The sequence below is a fragment of the Telluria sp. LT1R51-2 genome (assembly GCF_059685775.1).
In genome coordinates, this window is the sequence record NZ_JCASIM010000001.1 from 2156746 (window position 1) to 2173452 (window position 16707).

Genomic DNA, 16707 nt, shown 5'->3' on the forward strand with positions numbered 1-16707 from the left:
TGCCGCCATCACTCAGGCAGCAACGACGGCAGGTTTGACCGCCATGCGCACCGACAGGCGCCAGGCACCGAAGCTCAACGCCAGCCCGCCCGCCACGCCCAGCGCCAGGTGCAGCGCGCTATGGAACAGCAGCGGCGCCACCAGCCCCGAGACCAGTGCGAATGACATCATCTGGATGAAGCCGATCATCGACGAGGCCAGGCCGCGGTTGTCCGGGAACAGGCCCAGCGCCGTGATCTGGATCGCCGGCATCGCGACCGACAGCCCGAACGTGTAGATAAACAGCGGCAGCACGGCCCACGGCACCGCAGCGGTGAACAGCGCGTTGTAGCCGACATTGAACGCCGCGCCCAGCGCCATCACGCCAAAGCCCAGCCACATCATCCGGGTCGGCGTGCTTTTGTGCGCGCGCTTGCCGCCCCAGGCCGAGCCGACCACCATGCCGCCGACCAACGGGATGAACATCCAGGCAAACGCCGTCTCGGGCAGGCCGAGGATCACCATCACGAAGTTCGAGGCCGAGCCGATGTACAGCGAGAGACCCGAAAACGCGAGGCCAAGCGCGAGCGAGAGCAGGACGAACTGCGGATGGCGCAGCACCTTGACGTAGTTGCGGCCGATGGTCCCGGGATGGAACCCCTGGCGCTTTTCACGGGGCAGGCTCTCGGGCAGGAACTTCAGGCAGACCAGGATCAGCAGCGCGCCGAACACCGCCAGGAACACGAACGACGAACGCCAGCCGAAGGTCACGTGCAGCCAGCCGCCCAGGACCGGTGCGATCGCCGGCGCGAGGCCGAACACCATCATGATGTGCGACATCATGCGCTGCGCCTGCGCGCCCGAAAAGCGGTCCTGCACGATGGCCTGGCCGATCACCGAGCCTGCGCCGGCCGACAGGCCCTGGAGCGCGCGAAACACGAGCAGCCAGCCGAAGCTCGGCGCCCAGGCCGCGCCGATGGAGGCCAGCGTGTAGACCGTCAGCGCGGTCAGGATCACCGGACGGCGGCCAAACGAATCGGACAGCGTCCCGTAGAACAGCATCATGAACGCAAACGTAAACAGGAACACGCTCAGCGTCTGCTGCACCGCGACCGGGCCCACCGCGAATTCGGCGCCGATGGCCGGCATCGACGGCAGGTAGGTGTCGATGGCCAGGGCCCCGACCATGCCGAGGCAGGCGAGAATGACGGTGAGGAGTTTTTGCATGGACGGCGCTTTCGGAAAACATGCCGGCGCTGCACGATGCATGGGGGCCGGGTGACGGGTGACGGGCATGGGAGGGCTGCGATTGTAATCGATTTCGGCCGCCACGATCTGCCGCCGCCCTGTTTTCAGCGGGTGCGCAGCGCCATGCCGAAGCGCTCGAAACGGGGCATCCAGTCGTGTTGATAGTCAGCCGAGACCAGGATGCGTTCAGCGCGGCCAAGCAGCTTCGCACGCGGCACCAGGCCGATCACGCGCGAATCGGCGCTGTTGTTGCGGTTATCGCCGAGCATCAGGTACTGGCCGGGCGGTATGCGGAGCAGCGCGATGTCACGCAGCGCGGGCACGCGCGGCAGCAGTTGTACGCGCTGGTGCGCGCCGCCCACGGATTCGCTGAGCCGCATGGCGTCGACCTCGCGTCCGCCAGCCAGCTCGCGTGCGCTCCCGACCAGCGCATAGGCGGCCCCCTCCCCGTTGATGCGCAAGCGGTCATCGCGCATCTCGACCACATCGCCCGGCAGCGCCAGCACACGCTTGATCAGGCGCGTACCGTCACGCGGCGAATAAAACACGACCACGTCGCCACGGACAGGATCGCCAAGGTGCGCCACTTGCCGTTCAGTCAGTGGTATCTTGAGGTCGTATGCCAGCCGGTTGATGAACACGACGTCGCCCTCGAGCAGATTGGGGCGCATCGACCCGGATGGAATCGGGCTCCAGTCGGCGACCGCGGTGCGAAAGACGCCAAACAGCAGCAGAAACAGCAGAAAGCCCTTGTTGGCGCGGACAAGATTGATCACGGACTGCTCCTGATTGAGTGATGAAGCCATCGATGGTAAATGTCGATCAACGGTCAATGCTTAGCCTTTCGTTAACCACGCAATCCTGACAGCAGTGTCACCACGCTGTCATATTCGACAACTAGACTGATTGCGGGACGACTACGACCGCAGACCATGGATATGAAAAAAAAGGCCACCGAGGCTGACCTGAAACAATTCTCCGACGGCAGCGCCTATTTGAATCGCGAGCTGTCGCTGCTCGAATTCAACCGCCGCGTGCTGGCACAGGCGGAAGACCCCACCGTGCCACTGCTCGAGCGCCTGCGCTTTCTGTGCATCGTCGCGAGCAACCTGGACGAATTCTTCGAAGTGCGCGTGGCCAGCCTGCTCGCCACCTACCAGATCGACCGCAACGACAGCGAACTGCCCGAGACCCTGGCCGCCGACCTCGAACGCGCCAGCGTCGAATGCCGTCACCTGATCGCGCGCCAGTACGCACTGTTCAATCACGAAATCCTGCCGCAACTGTCCGACCAGGGCATCCACCTCCTGCACCGCAGCGAGCGCAACCCGGCCCAGCGCGCGTGGGTCAAGCAGTACTTCGACCGTGAAGTGCGCCCGCTGCTGACGCCCATTGGCCTCGACCCGGCGCACCCGTTCCCGCGTGTGATCAACAAGAGCCTGAATTTCATCGTCGAGCTCAGTGGCAAGGATGCGTTCGGGCGCGGCTCGGGCATCGCCATCATGAAGGCGCCGCGCGTGCTGCCGCGCGTGATCCGCCTGCCGGACGACCTGTCGGACAAGCCGGGCAGCTCGTACTGCCTGCTGTCGTCGGTGATCCAGTCGCACATGGCCGACCTGTTCACGGGCCGCGAAGTAGTGTCGTATTCGCAGTTCCGGGTCACGCGCAACAGCGACCTGTGGGTGGACGAAGAAGAAGTGAAAAACCTGCGCCAGGCGCTGCAAAGCGAGCTGCATGGCCGCCAGTACGGATTTGCCGTGCGCCTCGAAGTGGGCCGCTCGTGCCCTGCTCACCTGGCCGACTTTTTGCTCAACCAGTTCGACATCGATCGCAGCCGCCTGTTCACGGTCGATGGCCCGGTGAACCTGGGGCGCCTGCTGGAAATCGTCAACCAGCACGATCAGCCCGACCTGAAATTCCCGTCGTATGTGTCGGGCTATCCGGGCAAGCTGTCGGGCGCCGACATGTTCGCCGCGCTACGCAAGCAAGACGTGCTGCTGCACCACCCGTTCGAATCGTTCCAGCCGGTGATCAACTTCATCCAGTGCGCGGCGGCCGATCCGAACGTGGTGGCGATCAAGCAGACCATCTATCGGGCGGGCAGCAATTCCGAACTGGTCGAGGCCTTGATCACGGCCGCCGAACGGGGCAAGGAAGTCACCGTCATCGTCGAACTGATGGCGCGATTCGATGAAGAAGCCAATATCAACTGGGCTGAAAAGCTCGAGAAGGCAGGCGCCCAGGTCGTGTATGGCGTCGTCGGATTGAAAACGCACGCCAAGATGGCGCTCGTGCTGCGGCGCGAACCGAGTGGCCTGCGCCGTTACGCGCACCTTGGCACCGGCAACTACAACCCCACCACGGCGAGGTTCTACACCGACTTCGGCATCCTCACGTCCGACGAGGACCTGACCTCGGACGTGAACGAAGTGTTCATCCACCTGACCAGCATGACGCGGCCCAAGCAGCTGGCCAGCATCTGGCTGGCGCCGTTCTCGCTGCACAAGGAAATCGTGCGCGCGATCCGCAACGAGACCGAACTGGCGAAACAGGGTAAACCCGGGCGCATCATCGCCAAGATGAACTCCCTGACCGACGAATCGGTGATCAAGGCGCTGTACGACGCGTCGTGCGTGGGCGTGAAGATCGACCTGATCATCCGCGGCGCCTGCGCGCTGCGCCCCGGTGTCGACGGCCTGTCCGAGAACATCAAGGTGCGCTCGATCGTCGGACGCTTCCTGGAGCACACGCGGATCTACTACTTCCGCAACGACCTGAAACACGACACGTACCTGAGCAGCGCCGACTGGATGAACCGCAACCTGTTCCGCCGGGTCGAGGTGGCATTCCCGATCCGCGCGCCGCTGCTCAAGCGCCGCATCATGCGCGAAGGCTTGCTGCCCTACCTGAAGGACAACGTGAATGCCTGGGACCTGGGCAGCGATGGCCGCTACCGCCGCCGCCGGCCGCGCGGCAAGCAGGTTGGCTACAGCGCGCAGCAGGTATTGATGGACACGCTCGGCGCGGAGAGCGCCCCCAACAAGGAAATCGACAATGGAACTGATCCTCTGGCGCCACGCTGAAGCCGAGCCAGGCTCGCTTGAACTGGCCGACGAACACCGCGCGCTGACGCCCAAAGGCCAGCGCCACGCCGCCCGCATGGGTGCGTGGCTGGAGCGCAAGCTGCCGGCCGAATGCCGCATCCTGGTCAGTCCCGCCACACGTTGCGTGCAGACGGCCGACGCGCTGGGGCGGCGCTACAAGGTGGCCGAAGCATTGAGTACGGCATCGAGCGCGGAAGCCATCATCGAGGCCTGCGGCTGGCCAACGCACCGGCAGCCGGTACTGGTGGTCGGTCACCAGCCGCTGCTGGGCGAAGTGGCCTCGCTGTTATTGTGCGGGCAGAAGCAGGACTGGCGCATCCGCAAGGGCGGCGTGTTCTGGATCGAGCACAAGGCCAGCGACGGCATGCCGTACATCCGGCTCGTCGCCGGACCGGATGTGATTGGCAAGCTGCGTTAAGCCTGGCGCACCTGGAACGGGACGCCGACCTCACCCCAGGCCTGCACTTCTTTCTCAAACCAGGGCGCGAGCGTCGGGTGCTTGCGCATCAGCTCCGCCGGCAGATCCAGGTCGATGCGGGAGCGCATGCGCAGGCGCAGGCCGGCGATATCGTCGTCCGCGCGTGCATGCATCAGCACGATCGCCAGGCGCAGCGCCAGCACGGCCTTGGCCAGATCGGCCTCCACCAGCGTTTCGCGGATCTTGCGCAGATTGCCCTTCTGACCCAGGACCAGCGTGGACAGCATACGCTGCTCGCGCGTTGTGAAGCCCCCCAAATCAGCGTGTTCGACGATGTAGGCGCCATGCTTGTGCGCGCCACTCATCGAGATCGCCAGGCCGATTTCATGCAGCATCGCAGCCCAGGCCAGGTACGGCCGGTGCGTCTCGCCCTGCGGCTGCAGGCGTTCGTACAGCTGCGTCGCGATGCCCACGGTGCGCAGCGCGCGGCCGCTGTCGACGCGGAAGCGCCCCATGCAGGCGCGGATCGCGGCGTCGCGCCGGTCGCGCCGGTTCGCGCGCAGTTCGAGATCGGACAGCACGCCCAGGCGCAGGCCCGCATTGATGGCGGTGAGCCGCTCGACCTTCAGCTCCTGCATCGCGCCGATCAGCACCGTCAGGCCGCCGACCATCACGGGCACGCGCTCGCGTTTGACACCCGACAGCACGAACGCATCCACGTGACCCAGATCGAGCAGGATCGCGCGCAGCGCCTGCAGGCTGTGCTGCGAGACCGTGCCGTCGCCGATGGCATTGCGCGAGATGACCTCGGAAATCGCCCGCATCGTGCCCGACGAGCCGTAAGCGGTATCCCAGCCCTTGGCGTGGTATAGCGAGGCAGCATCTTCGAAGCGGGCGCGCGCGGCCGTGACGGCGGCGTCGAAATTGTGCGCGGTGATGCGCCCGTCCGGGAAGTACGCCAGCGTTTGCGGCTGGGTGCCGATGCCGAAGGATTCGACCAATTGAATCTCGCCCCCGGTGCCGGCGATGACTTCGGTCGAGCCGCCGCCGATGTCGATCACCAGGCGGCGCTCGTCGTGGCGCTCGATCGCGCGCGCCACGCCCATGTAGATCAGGCGCCCTTCTTCTTCGCCCGAGATGATGTCGATCGGGTGCCCGATCGCGTTCTCGGCCAGCGGCAGCAGCAGGTCGGCGTTTTTCGCCACGCGCATCGTGTTGGTGGCGACCACGCGCATGGCGTCGAGCTGGTACTCGTCGAGGATCTTGCGGAACTCTTGCAGGCAGCGGATCGCGGTGCGCATCGCCGCTTCGCTGAGCATGTTGTCGGCATCGAGACCGGCCGCCAGGCGGATGGGATCGCGCGCGGTGCGCACGATGTGGATGCGGCCACCGGCCGGCTCGCCGATGTGAAGGCGGAAGCTGTTGGACCCGAGGTCGACTGCTGCAAACATGAGGCCCTTTCGATGATGACCGGACGCCTGGGCGGGCAAGGCGCCGCCCAGGTATCTTCATGGGACCGAGTATACAGCCTGGGCCGGTGTGCGCCTAGAGCGCGCTGCGCTGCGCCGGCGTACGGCGCATGCCGAACCAGAGGCCAAGCAGGCACGGGATACCGAGGGCGACGGCCGAGACGGCGTCCCAGATGCCGTCGCCCAGCAGCGCCGAAATCAGGCCAATGGTGGTGAGGATGCCGAGCACGATCGGCGCGCCCCAGATTTGTGATGGTGTGCGGATCATGGTCGCTTTCCGGTGAGTGTGTGCGTTGACGGCGTCGGGTGTGGGTGCGAGTGCGGGTGCGCATGCGCGGCCACCTTGGTGGTGGCGTTGCCCGTCTTGCCGCGCTTGAGCCACAGGTACAAGCCCGTGCCCAGCAGGATGATGGTCGCGATGTCCAGCAGCGCCCACAGCAGCTTCATCGCCTGCCCGCCGTAGTCGCCGAAATGCAGCGGCTGCGAGACCAGCAGCGCTTTCAGATACCACGGCAGTACCGGGGCGTCCGTCAGCTGGCCCGTGTTCGCATCGATCAGCACGGGGCGGTACATGCGCGAGCTGAAGGCCTCGTTGCCGTTCATGTAGATGCCGTAGTGATGCTCACTGCTGAAATCGGTGCCGGGAAATGCGACGAAGGCCACGCGCATGCCCGGCAGCGCCGCCTTCGCCGTCTCGATCGCATCGTGCACCGACGCGGTGTGCGGCAACGGCTTCTTGCCTTCGTACTGTTTGAGGATCTGCGCCAGTTCGTTCTTCTGGTAGTACTTGTACATCAGGTCGGCCCAGGTATTGATCATCCCGGTACCGCCGACGACGAACAGCCAGACCAGCGTGACGATGCCCAGCATATTGTGCATGTCGAGCCACTTCAGACGCGCGCTGCGCTCCTTGCGCACGGTGCCGAAATCGAGCTTGCGCATGAACGGCGCATACAGCACGACGCCACTGACGATGGCCACCAGCAGCAGCAAGGCCATAAAGCCCAGGAACAGCATCCCGGGCAGGCCCATGAACAGGTCGACGTGCAGCGCCAGCATCGTCGACATGAAGACGCCGCCCTCGAAGGCCGGCTCGGTGATCACTTTCGTGGTGCGTGCATCGACCGCAATCGGCTTGTAATCGTGGTCGTGCATGTGGTCGGCCAGCGTGACGTTCCAGATCTCGGGCACGTCGGCTTCCTGCGAGATGAACATCGGCTTCTTGGTCGGGTAGAGCTCTTTCGCCGAGGCGATCACAGCATCGACGTTCCCCTGAGGCATTGGGCTCGATAGCACGGGTGGCTCCACCTCGGTGCCCAGCAAGTGGCCGATTTCGTGGTGGTAGATCAGCGGCAGACCGGTCAGGCACAGCAGCAGCATGAAGATGGTGCAGATCAGGCTGCTCCACTTGTGGATCCAGCCCCAGCGGCGCAGGGAGACGGGTGACATGATGGTTGCGCGTGCCTATGGCAAGATTCAATGAGTCCAGAATAATAATCGTTCTCATTTACATTAGCAAGACGTGGAGATAGAATGCGCGCTACCCACCATTCATCCAGACTGCATCACATGACCACTCGCCGCTTCGCCCTGACCCCGGCCGCATTCGCCGCCGCCCTCCTCGTTGCAGGTACCGCATTCGCCCAGGACGGCGCGCCGGCCACGGACGACAGCGCCGTCCCGACCGTCGTCATCAGCGCGTCGGCCGACGCATCGGCCCAGGGCCTGCCGGCCGCCTACGCCGGAGGCCAGGTCGCGCGCGGCGGGCGTCTGGGCCTGTTGGGCAACGTCGACATCATGGACACGCCGTTCAACAGCACCAACTACACGCATGCGCTGATCCAGGACCAGCAGGCGCGCAGCGTGGCCGACGTCGTCCAGAACGATCCGTCGGTGCGCGTCGCGCGCGGCTTCGGCAACTACCAGGAGCTGTACATGATCCGCGGCTTCGCGGTCGGTTCGGACGACACGGCGTACAACGGCCTGTATGGCCTGCTGCCACGTCAGTTCGTCGCGACCGAACTGGTCGAACGCGTCGAAGTGCTGCGCGGCGCCCACAGCTTCATCAACGGCGCGGCCCCTGCCGGCGGCAGCATCGGCGGCTCGATCAACCTGTTGCCAAAGCGCGCCCCGAACCAGGACCTGAGCGAAGTCACGCTCGGCGCCGAGACGGGCGGCCAGGGTTACGGCGCCATCGACCTGGGCCGCCGCTTCGGACCGGAAGGCCGCGCCGGCGTGCGCGTAAACGTCGCGCACCGCAAGGGCGACACCGCGGTCGATCGCGAAGGCCGTGAACTGAGCGTGTATTCGCTGGGCGTCGATTACCGCGGCCGTGGTTTCCGCCTGTCGGCCGACATCGGCGCGCAGGACCACGAACTGACCAATGCACGTCCGAGCGTGACGCTGGGCGCCACCACCCCGATGATCGCGGCGCCAAGCGCCGACCGCAACTTCGCACAGCCATGGACCATCTCGGAAGAACGCCACACCTTCGGCACCGTGCGCGCCGAAGTCGACCTGGCCGGCGGCGCCGTCGCCTGGGCCGCGCTGGGCGCGCGCAGCGGTCAGGAATACAACATCCTGTCGTCGATCACGGTCAACAACGCCAATGGCGACGGCACCATGACCCGCTTCGACAATATCCGCAAGGACCAGGTCCGCACTGGCGAACTGGGCGTGCGCGGCGCGCTGCGCACTGGCTTCATCAAGCACATGCTCAGCGCCTCGGCCTCGGGCTTCCACAGCGAGTCGCGCAACGCCTATGCCCTCGGTGACTTCGCCGGCTTTGCGTCGAACGTCTACATGCCGCGTGACGTGGCAGCGCCATCGTCATCGTTCTTCACCGGCGGCGACATGGGCAACCCACTCGTGACGTCCAAGGCAATCCTGTCGAGCCTGGCCATTGCCGACACGCTGTCGCTGCTGGACGACACGGTGCTGATCAACCTGGGCCTGCGCCACCAGCGTATCAAGGACTTCGGCTACGACTATGGCACTGGCCTGGAAAACTCGGCCTACGAGGCCAGTGAAAACACGCCGTTCGCCGCCGTCGTCTACAAGCTGCGCAAGGACCTGTCGGTGTACGCCAACTACAGCGAAGGCTTGCAGCGCGGCGCGATCGCCTCCGGCGACCAGATCGTCAACCAGGGCCAGGTCTTCGCACCGTATGTGGCCCGCCAGCGTGAAGCGGGCGTCAAGTTCGACAGCGGCCGCTATGGTTTGAGCGCTGCCGTGTTCTCGACCAGCCAGCCAAGCGCCTATGTACAGAACCGCGTGTTCGGCGTGTTCGGCGAGCAGCGCAACCGCGGCCTGGAGCTGTCGGTGTTCGGCAATCCCATGCGCGGCCTGCGCGTGCTGGGCGGCCTGACGCTGATCGACGCCGAGCAGCGCGTCACAGCGGGCGGCATCAACCAGGGCAAGGATGCGATCGGCGTGCCAAAAACGCAGCTGAACATCGGCGCCGACTGGGACGTGCCGGGCGTGCAAGGCCTGGTACTGAACGCCCGCACCGTCTACACGGCGACCCAGTACGCCGATGGCGCCAATACCCAGAAGCTGCCGTCGTGGACCCGCGTTGACCTGGGCGCGACGTACCGCACGAGCTTCATGGACCGTGACCTGACGCTGCGCGCCCGTGTCGACAACGTCGCCGACAAGAACTACTGGGCCTCGGCCGGTGGCTACCCGGGTTCGGGCTACCTGGTGCTGGCGGCGCCGCGCACCGTGGCGGTGACGGCAACCGTCGGCTTCTAAAGCACGTTCATCGCTGCGCCTTGACGATCTGCAGGGCGCTGGCGATGGCGGTGCTGATGTCGCCCATATTCGCGGGCACGATCAGCGTGTTGTTGGTCTTGGCCAGATTGGCAAAGGCATCCACATAATGCTCGGCCACGCGCAGGCTGACGGCGTCCATCCCGCCTGGTGACCCGATCGCATCGCCCACCTGGCGCAGCGCGGACGCGCTGGCTTCGGCCAGCGCAACAATCGCCGTCGCCTCGCCCATCGCGCGGTTGATGGCGGCCTGCTTTTCCCCTTCCGAGCGCGCAATCGACGCCTCGCGTTCACCACTGGCGATATTGATCTGCTCCTGGCGCCGGCCTTCCGACGCCGCGATCAGCGCGCGCTTTTCGCGTTCGGCCGTGATCTGGGCCTGCATTGCATGCAGGATCTCGGCCGGCGGGGTCAGGTCCTTGATTTCGTAGCGCAGCACCTTCACACCCCAGTTGGCGGCCGATTCGTCAATGGCGTTGACGATGTGGGTGTTGATATGGTCACGCTCTTCGAACGTTTTATCGAGCTCCATCTTGCCGATCACCGAGCGCAGCGTGGTCTGCGCCAGTTGCGTGATCGCCTGCAGATAGTTCGATGAGCCGTACGACGCGCGCATCGCATCGGTCACCTGGAAGTACAGGATGCCGTCGACCTGCAACTGCGTGTTGTCGCGCGTGATGCAGACTTGCGGCGGCACGTCGAGCGGGATTTCCTTGAGGCTGTGCTTGTAGGCGACGCGGTCAACGAACGGCACCACGATGTTCAGGCCCGGCGCCAGCGTAGCGTGGTATTTGCCGAGGCGCTCGACGACCCAGGCGTTCTGCTGCGGCACGACGTTGATGGTCTTGAAGACGAAGACCAGCGCGATGACAAAGATGATCAATGCGACGATGCTGAGGGTCGATTCCATGGGGTTCCCTTTGGAGTTGGATTACATCCGGATTGGCTGAAAAGGGGCAGGCCTATTGGCGCACCACGATGAGGCGATTGCCCTGCACTTCGACGATTTCGTGCTCGCCCGGCTGCGCATCCTGGCCACTCTGCAGTTCGACGTCCCACAGCGCGCCGCGGTACATCACGCGGGCACGCCCGCCATGCCACTGGGGCACGCTGACACGCTGGCCGATGTCGAGGTTGATGCTCGGGTCATTTGCGGCCGGGCGCCGGCCACTGCGGGCAAAGCGCGTGCGGCGCAGGACCAGCGTGGCGGCGATGCCAATCGCCGCCGCAATCAGCGTCTGCGAGGCGCCGCTCGCGCCCAGCCAGGCGGCCAGCGCGCCGAACACGAGGCCGAGCGCGATCATCAACAGGTAGAACGTGCCGATGAACAGCTCCGCGACGATCAATATGCCGGCCCCGATCAGCCAGTAGGTCCAGTCGGCCATGGTGTGTCTCCTTTTTATTGTGATGAAAAAAAACCCCCGCTACCCGAAATGGATAGCGGGGGCTTTGCGAGCACTGTGTGCCCGCCCTTGCTTACATCTTCGCCAGCTTCTGCCAGGTATCGATCACCGAGTCAGGATTGAGCGACATCGACTCGATGCCCTCTTCCACCAGCCACTGCGCGAAGTCAGGATTGTCCGATGGACCCTGGCCGCAGATGCCGATGTACTTGCCCTTGGCGCGGCAGGCCTTGATTGCCAGCGACAGCAGCGCCTTGACGGCCGGATCGCGCTCGTCGAAGTCCTTGGCCAGCAGCTCCATGCCCGAATCGCGGTCCAGGCCCAGCGTGAGCTGGGTCAGGTCGTTCGAACCGATCGAGAAGCCGTCGAAGAACTCGAGGAACTGCTCGGCCAGAATGGCGTTGGATGGCACTTCGCACATCATGATCAGGCGCAGGCCGTTTTCGCCGCGCACCAGGCCATTCTTGGCCAGCAGGTTCACGACTGCCTCGGCCTGGCCGAGCGTGCGCACGAACGGGATCATCAGCTCGACGTTGGTCAAGCCCATCTCGTTACGCACGCGCTTCATGGCCGTGCATTCCATCGCAAACGATTCGGCGAAATCGTCGGCCAGGTAGCGCGCCGCGCCGCGGAAGCCCAGCATCGGGTTTTCTTCGTCCGGCTCGTAACGCGAACCGCCGATCAGCTTCTTGTACTCGTTCGACTTGAAGTCGGACAGGCGCACGATGACCGGCTTTGGCCAGAACGCGGCAGCAATCGTCGAGACGCCTTCGACCAGCTTGTCGACGTAGAACGCGCGTGGCGATGCGTGGCCACGGGCGACCGATTCGACGGCCTTTTTCAGGTCGGCGTCGATGTTCGGGTACTCGAGGATCGCCTTCGGGTGCACGCCGATATTGTTGTTGATGATGAACTCGACGCGCGCCAGGCCCACGCCGCTGTTTGGCACCGACTGGAAGTCGAAGGCCAGCTGCGGGTTGCCGACGTTGAGCATGATCTTGGTCTTGATCGGTGGCAGTTCGCCACGCGCGACTTCCGTCACTTCGGTTTCGAGCAGACCGTCGTAGATCATGCCTTCGTCGCCTTCAGCGCACGAGACGGTAACCAGGGTGCCGTCCTTGAGGACGTCGGTCGCGTCGCCACAGCCGACGACGGCCGGCACGCCCAGTTCACGCGCGATGATCGCCGCGTGGCAGGTGCGGCCGCCACGGTTGGTGACGATCGCTGCGGCGCGCTTCATGACCGGTTCCCAGTTCGGATCGGTCATGTCGGCCACCAGCACGTCGCCCGGCTGGACGCGGTCCATTTCGGACGGGTCGGTGATCACGCGCACGCGGCCGGCGCCGATCTTCTGGCCGATCGCGCGGCCGTGGGTCAGCACGGTGCCGGTGCCCTTCAGGTGGAAGCGCTGCTGCGCATCGGTCGACTTCTGCTGCGACTTGACGGTCTCTGGACGCGCCTGCAGGATATACAGCTTGCCGTCGCGGCCATCCTTGCCCCACTCGATGTCCATCGGACGGCCATAGTGGTTCTCGATGATGACGGCGTACTTGGCCAGCTCGATGATTTCTTCTTCGACCAGCGAGTAACGGTTGCGCATTTCGATCGGCACGTCGACGGTCTTGACCGAGCGGCCGGCCTTGGCTTCGGCGGTGAATTCCATCTTGATCAGCTTGGAGCCGATATTGCGGCGGATGACGGCCGACTTGCCCATTTCGAGCATCGGCTTGTGGACATAGAATTCGTCCGGGTTCACGGCGCCCTGCACGACGGTCTCGCCCAGGCCGTAGCTCGACGTGATGAAGACGACGTCCTTGAAGCCCGATTCGGTGTCGATGGTGAACATGACGCCGGCGGCGCCGGTGTCCGAGCGCACCATGCGCTGCACGCCGGCCGACAGCGCGACTTCGGCGTGGGTAAAGCCCTTGTGCACGCGGTACGAGATCGCGCGGTCGTTGTACAGCGACGCGAAGACGTGCTTCATCGCCTCGAGCACGTTGTCGATGCCGACGACGTTCAGGAACGACTCCTGCTGACCGGCGAACGATGCATCCGGCAAGTCTTCAGCGGTGGCCGACGAACGCACGGCGAACGAGACTTCGGTTTCCGAATCGGCAAACAGGCGCTCGTAGAAGTTGCGGATCTCTTGTTCGAGGCGCGGCTGGAACGGCGTGGCGACGATCCATTCGCGGATCTCGGCGCCGGCGACGGCCAGCGAGCGCACGTCGTCGATGTCGAGATTGTCGAGGCGACGCGCGATGCGCTCGCCCAGCGACGCGCCGCCGTCGATGCTATGGTCGAGGAAGTCGCGGAAGGCATCGGCCGTGGTGGCAAAGCCGGTTGGCACGCGCACGCCGGCGCCGGCCAGTTGGCTGATCATTTCGCCGAGGGACGCGTTCTTGCCGCCGACCGACTCGACGTCGGTCATGCGCAAGTCTTCGAACGACGCGACGTAGACGCTGTCGGCCTGCCCCGGTTGGATCGCTGCAGTAGCTGGATTGGTCATGATAAAAAACACCTTACTTTGATGATGGAAACCTGTTGGCGCATCGGTGCAGGGCGGGGCGCGATTCGCGTATTCTTGTTATTCTCGCCCGCGTGCAGCACAATGCAAAATCCGTTGCCGAGCATTCTACCCCGCAAGTCGGGGATGTGCAGCGCACTTTACATGCAACTCTGTCAGCAAAGCTTAACAAACCGACCATGATCGACGATCCCCAGTCCCTGCCCGCACTGGCGCCGGCCCCCTCCCGCACCGTATTCTTCGTGTCCGACGGCACCGGCATCACCGCGGAGACGTTCGGTCACGCGGTCCTGAGCCAGTTCGAGATGCGTTTCCGGCAGATTCGCCTGCCCTTCATCGACTCCATCGAAAAAGCGCACGACGCCGCGCGCCGCATCAACGACAGTTTCGCGCTGCATGGCCAGCGCCCGATCGTGTTCTCGACCCTGGTCAAGCACGATTTATCGAGCGTGATCCGCTCGGCCAAGGGCATGCACATGGACCTGTTCCAGACCTTCGTCGCCCCGCTCGAACAGGAACTGGACGTCAAGTCGACGCACACGATCGGCCGCATCCACAACGCGGTCGACAGTGAAGAGTACAAGAACCGCATCGAAGCCATCAACTTCTCGCTGGCCCACGACGACGGCCAGTCGCACAAGAACCTGGCCGATGCCGATGTGATCCTGGTCGGGGTGTCGCGGTCAGGGAAAACGCCGACGAGCCTGTACCTGGCGATGCAATACGGGCTGAAAGCAGCCAACTACCCGTTGATCCCGGACGACTTCGAACGCGGCCGCCTGCCGAGCAACCTGCCGCCGTACAAGGCCAAGCTGTTCGGCCTGACGATCACGCCGGAACGCCTTTCGCAAATCCGCAACGAACGCCGCGCCGGCAGTAAATATGCCTCGATCGAAAACTGCCGCTACGAAGTCAACGAAGCCGAACTGCTGATGCGCCGCGAAGGCATCCGCTGGCTCTCGTCAACGACAAAATCCATCGAAGAAATCGCCACCACGATCCTGCAAGAAATCGCCCCCGACCGCCGCGAATATTGAACAATTAGGGTCAGAGTCGAATTATTGAGCAATTTCTTTTCATCCCGGCTGATTCAAGCCGCGATAAGTGTAACTTGCCCAAAAACCCTTGAAAGCCAATTAGGGTCAGAGTCGAATTGTTTGACAACTTTCGAAAACAGAGCGACCTCAATCAGATGAGGTCGCTTTTTTAATGGGAAATTGCCCAATAATTCTACTCTGACCCTAATTGCGAATAAATTGATTAGAACCCAGGAATTAAGTTGGGAGGGCTTGCGCGATAAATCGGAGGTGCCGCCCGACGATGATTTCCAAGCAGCCGTCGAAGCATGGCAACTATAGTCCGGCCGACAATTAAAGCGAAGCGGGCCGGCAATGAACAATTAGGGTCAGAGTCGAATTATTTGACAACTTTCTCGAAAAAATACCCTCAATGAGATGAGGCTGCTTATTCGGAGATAAATTGCTCAATAATTCTACTCTGACCCTAATTATTAGAGCTCGGTAAAAAGGAAATTGCCCAACAATTCTACTCTGACCCTAATTGTTGGGCTATTGCGTGGGGGTTAGAAGTATTGGCGCCAGTCGCTCAGCCAGGCGGGGAAGGCGGCGGCGGGCATGGGGTTGGCGATGTGGTAGCCCTGGGCGTAGGTGCAGCCGAGGGCTTGCAGGAAGTCCCAGTCGCGGCGCGTTTCGACACCGACGGCGACCGATTTGCGGTCCAGGCTGTGCGCCAGGCTGAGGCACGAGCGCAGGAGCGTGCTCAGCGGCAGGCGGCGGGAGGCGCCGTCGACGAAGCTACGGTCGATCTTCAGCTCGGTGAACGGAATGCGCGCCAGCAACTGCAGGTTTGAGCGGCCGGTACCGTAGTCGTCGATGGCCAGGCCGAAGCCCATCATCCGCAGCCGGACCAGGCGCTCGATGAAGTCGGGATCCGTGTTCAGCACCGAGGATTCCGAAATTTCGAATGTCACGTCCGCTGCCTCAACGCCGTGGCGCTCCAAGCACGCCGACATCTGGCGCACGAACGCGGGATGGGCCAGCGTTTCGGAGGCGATGTTCAGCGAGATCGGGATGGCGATGTCCTGGTCCTGCAGCCAGCGCCGGCGTTCGACCGACAATTCGATCATGCTCCAGTCGAGAAAATCGATGCGGCCGCTCTCGCCCAGCGCATCGACGAACGACGCCGGCCCCAGCACGCCGTGCTCCGGATGGTTCCAGCGCGCGAACACCTCCAGGCCTTTCACCTGCCCCGTTGCCAGCTCGATCTTGGGCTGGAAGTATGGCTCGAACTGGCGCTTCTGCAGGCCGATGCCCACTTGCTGGAACGTGAACTGCGGCTCGGCTGGGGTGGGCATGAAGCGCGGCAGCGGTGTGTAGTTCTCCAGCACCGGCTTGAGCGTCACGACAGTGAGCGGGCGGGCGATGGCACCGAGCAGCTCGATGCCGAAGGCTTCGGCCAGCGTCTCGACGGAGAACAACAATCCCGCCGGCTGCGAGCCTGTGACGATCAGACGCGCGGCGCATTTGGCCTCGCCCAGGCGTCGCAGCAGGGTCAAGCCATCCATGCCAGGCAGGTCAAGGTCGATCAGCGCGACGTTGACGCGGGGTGTGGCCCCGGCGTCCAGCGCCTGCAGCGCCGCCGGGCCGTCGGCGACGTCGGTGACCTGGCCGGCGCCAAGTTGGCCCAGCAACGCGACCAGTGCCCGGCGCTCGGAAAGGTCGGCTTGTGCCACCAGAAAATGCAAATGCGCGATGTCCATCGTTACTCCACG

The 16707-nt window shown here is 64.0% G+C and carries 13 protein-coding genes; 4 read left to right on the top strand and 9 right to left on the bottom strand.

Annotated elements, in window-relative coordinates; all coding sequences use genetic code 11:
- Positions 1-12: 12 nt before the first annotated feature.
- Together AC56LH_RS09425 and lepB are read right to left on the bottom strand one after the other, a co-directional pair.
- The gene (locus tag AC56LH_RS09425; protein ID WP_499645704.1) at positions 13-1206 is read right to left on the bottom strand and encodes a multidrug effflux MFS transporter; all 1194 of its coding nucleotides are present in this window, start codon (positions 1204-1206) and stop codon (positions 13-15) included.
- Between the two features lie 125 nt (positions 1207-1331).
- Positions 1332-2003, bottom strand: a complete 672-nt coding sequence (gene lepB / locus AC56LH_RS09430) for a signal peptidase I (RefSeq protein ID WP_499645705.1) — start codon at positions 2001-2003, stop codon at positions 1332-1334.
- 156 nt (positions 2004-2159) lie between these two features.
- Between lepB and ppk1 the strand changes: the two genes are divergently transcribed.
- Together ppk1 and AC56LH_RS09440 are read left to right on the top strand one after the other, a co-directional pair.
- Positions 2160-4310: a polyphosphate kinase 1 gene (gene ppk1, locus AC56LH_RS09435; RefSeq protein WP_499645706.1), complete on the top strand. Its 2151-nt coding sequence runs from the start codon at positions 2160-2162 to the stop codon at positions 4308-4310.
- A complete protein-coding gene (locus AC56LH_RS09440; protein WP_499645707.1) occupies positions 4282-4749 on the top strand; it encodes a SixA phosphatase family protein in 468 nt (155 codons plus the stop codon). Before ppk1 ends, AC56LH_RS09440 begins: the two co-directional genes overlap by 29 nt.
- Here the strand turns inward: AC56LH_RS09440 and AC56LH_RS09445 are convergent.
- From AC56LH_RS09445 to AC56LH_RS09455, 3 genes are all read right to left on the bottom strand, one after another.
- Positions 4746-6200, bottom strand: a complete 1455-nt coding sequence (locus tag AC56LH_RS09445; protein ID WP_499645708.1) for a Ppx/GppA phosphatase family protein — start codon at positions 6198-6200, stop codon at positions 4746-4748. The genes AC56LH_RS09440 and AC56LH_RS09445 overlap by 4 nt on opposite strands.
- Before the next feature lie 94 nt (positions 6201-6294).
- A complete protein-coding gene (locus tag AC56LH_RS09450) occupies positions 6295-6486 on the bottom strand; it encodes a hypothetical protein (RefSeq protein WP_499645709.1) in 192 nt (63 codons plus the stop codon).
- The gene (locus tag AC56LH_RS09455; RefSeq protein WP_499645710.1) at positions 6483-7667 is read right to left on the bottom strand and encodes a PepSY-associated TM helix domain-containing protein; all 1185 of its coding nucleotides are present in this window, start codon (positions 7665-7667) and stop codon (positions 6483-6485) included. The genes AC56LH_RS09450 and AC56LH_RS09455 overlap by 4 nt, the downstream gene beginning before the upstream one ends.
- Before the next feature lie 120 nt (positions 7668-7787).
- On the opposite strand from AC56LH_RS09455, the gene AC56LH_RS09460 reads away from it, so the two are divergent.
- Complete coding sequence (locus tag AC56LH_RS09460; RefSeq protein WP_499645711.1) at positions 7788-9971, top strand: TonB-dependent receptor; 2184 nt, start codon at positions 7788-7790, stop codon at positions 9969-9971.
- Positions 9972-9978: 7 nt separating this feature from the next.
- Here AC56LH_RS09460 and AC56LH_RS09465 read toward each other — a convergent pair whose 3' ends face one another.
- From AC56LH_RS09465 to ppsA, 3 genes are all read right to left on the bottom strand, one after another.
- A complete protein-coding gene (locus AC56LH_RS09465) occupies positions 9979-10899 on the bottom strand; it encodes an SPFH domain-containing protein (RefSeq protein ID WP_499645712.1) in 921 nt (306 codons plus the stop codon).
- A 52-nt stretch (positions 10900-10951) separates the two neighbouring features.
- The gene (locus AC56LH_RS09470; RefSeq protein ID WP_499645713.1) at positions 10952-11374 is read right to left on the bottom strand and encodes an NfeD family protein; all 423 of its coding nucleotides are present in this window, start codon (positions 11372-11374) and stop codon (positions 10952-10954) included.
- A 91-nt stretch (positions 11375-11465) separates the two neighbouring features.
- On the bottom strand, positions 11466-13898 hold the full coding sequence (gene ppsA, locus AC56LH_RS09475) for a phosphoenolpyruvate synthase (protein ID WP_499645714.1): 2433 nt from the start codon (positions 13896-13898) through the stop codon (positions 11466-11468).
- Positions 13899-14095: 197 nt separating this feature from the next.
- Between ppsA and ppsR the strand changes: the two genes are divergently transcribed.
- On the top strand, positions 14096-14953 hold the full coding sequence (ppsR, locus tag AC56LH_RS09480) for a posphoenolpyruvate synthetase regulatory kinase/phosphorylase PpsR (RefSeq protein WP_183552950.1): 858 nt from the start codon (positions 14096-14098) through the stop codon (positions 14951-14953).
- A 545-nt stretch (positions 14954-15498) separates the two neighbouring features.
- Here the strand turns inward: ppsR and AC56LH_RS09485 are convergent.
- The gene (locus AC56LH_RS09485) at positions 15499-16695 is read right to left on the bottom strand and encodes an EAL domain-containing response regulator (RefSeq protein ID WP_499645715.1); all 1197 of its coding nucleotides are present in this window, start codon (positions 16693-16695) and stop codon (positions 15499-15501) included.
- Positions 16696-16707 lie beyond the last annotated feature (12 nt).

What these genes read in the sequence shown, in the direction of transcription:
- AC56LH_RS09425 (WP_499645704.1), bottom strand. Translation starts at nt 1,206, where the DNA reads ATGCAAAAACTCCTCACCGTCATTCTCGCCTGCCTCGGCATGGTCGGG.
- ppk1 (WP_499645706.1), top strand. Translation starts at nt 2,160, where the DNA reads ATGGATATGAAAAAAAAGGCCACCGAGGCTGACCTGAAACAATTCTCC.
- AC56LH_RS09440 (WP_499645707.1), top strand. Translation starts at nt 4,282, where the DNA reads ATGGAACTGATCCTCTGGCGCCACGCTGAAGCCGAGCCAGGCTCGCTT.
- AC56LH_RS09445 (WP_499645708.1), bottom strand. Translation starts at nt 6,200, where the DNA reads ATGTTTGCAGCAGTCGACCTCGGGTCCAACAGCTTCCGCCTTCACATC.
- AC56LH_RS09450 (WP_499645709.1), bottom strand. Translation starts at nt 6,486, where the DNA reads ATGATCCGCACACCATCACAAATCTGGGGCGCGCCGATCGTGCTCGGC.
- AC56LH_RS09455 (WP_499645710.1), bottom strand. Translation starts at nt 7,667, where the DNA reads ATGTCACCCGTCTCCCTGCGCCGCTGGGGCTGGATCCACAAGTGGAGC.
- AC56LH_RS09460 (WP_499645711.1), top strand. Translation starts at nt 7,788, where the DNA reads ATGACCACTCGCCGCTTCGCCCTGACCCCGGCCGCATTCGCCGCCGCC.
- AC56LH_RS09465 (WP_499645712.1), bottom strand. Translation starts at nt 10,899, where the DNA reads ATGGAATCGACCCTCAGCATCGTCGCATTGATCATCTTTGTCATCGCG.
- AC56LH_RS09470 (WP_499645713.1), bottom strand. Translation starts at nt 11,374, where the DNA reads ATGGCCGACTGGACCTACTGGCTGATCGGGGCCGGCATATTGATCGTC.
- ppsA (WP_499645714.1), bottom strand. Translation starts at nt 13,898, where the DNA reads ATGACCAATCCAGCTACTGCAGCGATCCAACCGGGGCAGGCCGACAGC.
- ppsR (WP_183552950.1), top strand. Translation starts at nt 14,096, where the DNA reads ATGATCGACGATCCCCAGTCCCTGCCCGCACTGGCGCCGGCCCCCTCC.
- AC56LH_RS09485 (WP_499645715.1), bottom strand. Translation starts at nt 16,695, where the DNA reads ATGGACATCGCGCATTTGCATTTTCTGGTGGCACAAGCCGACCTTTCC.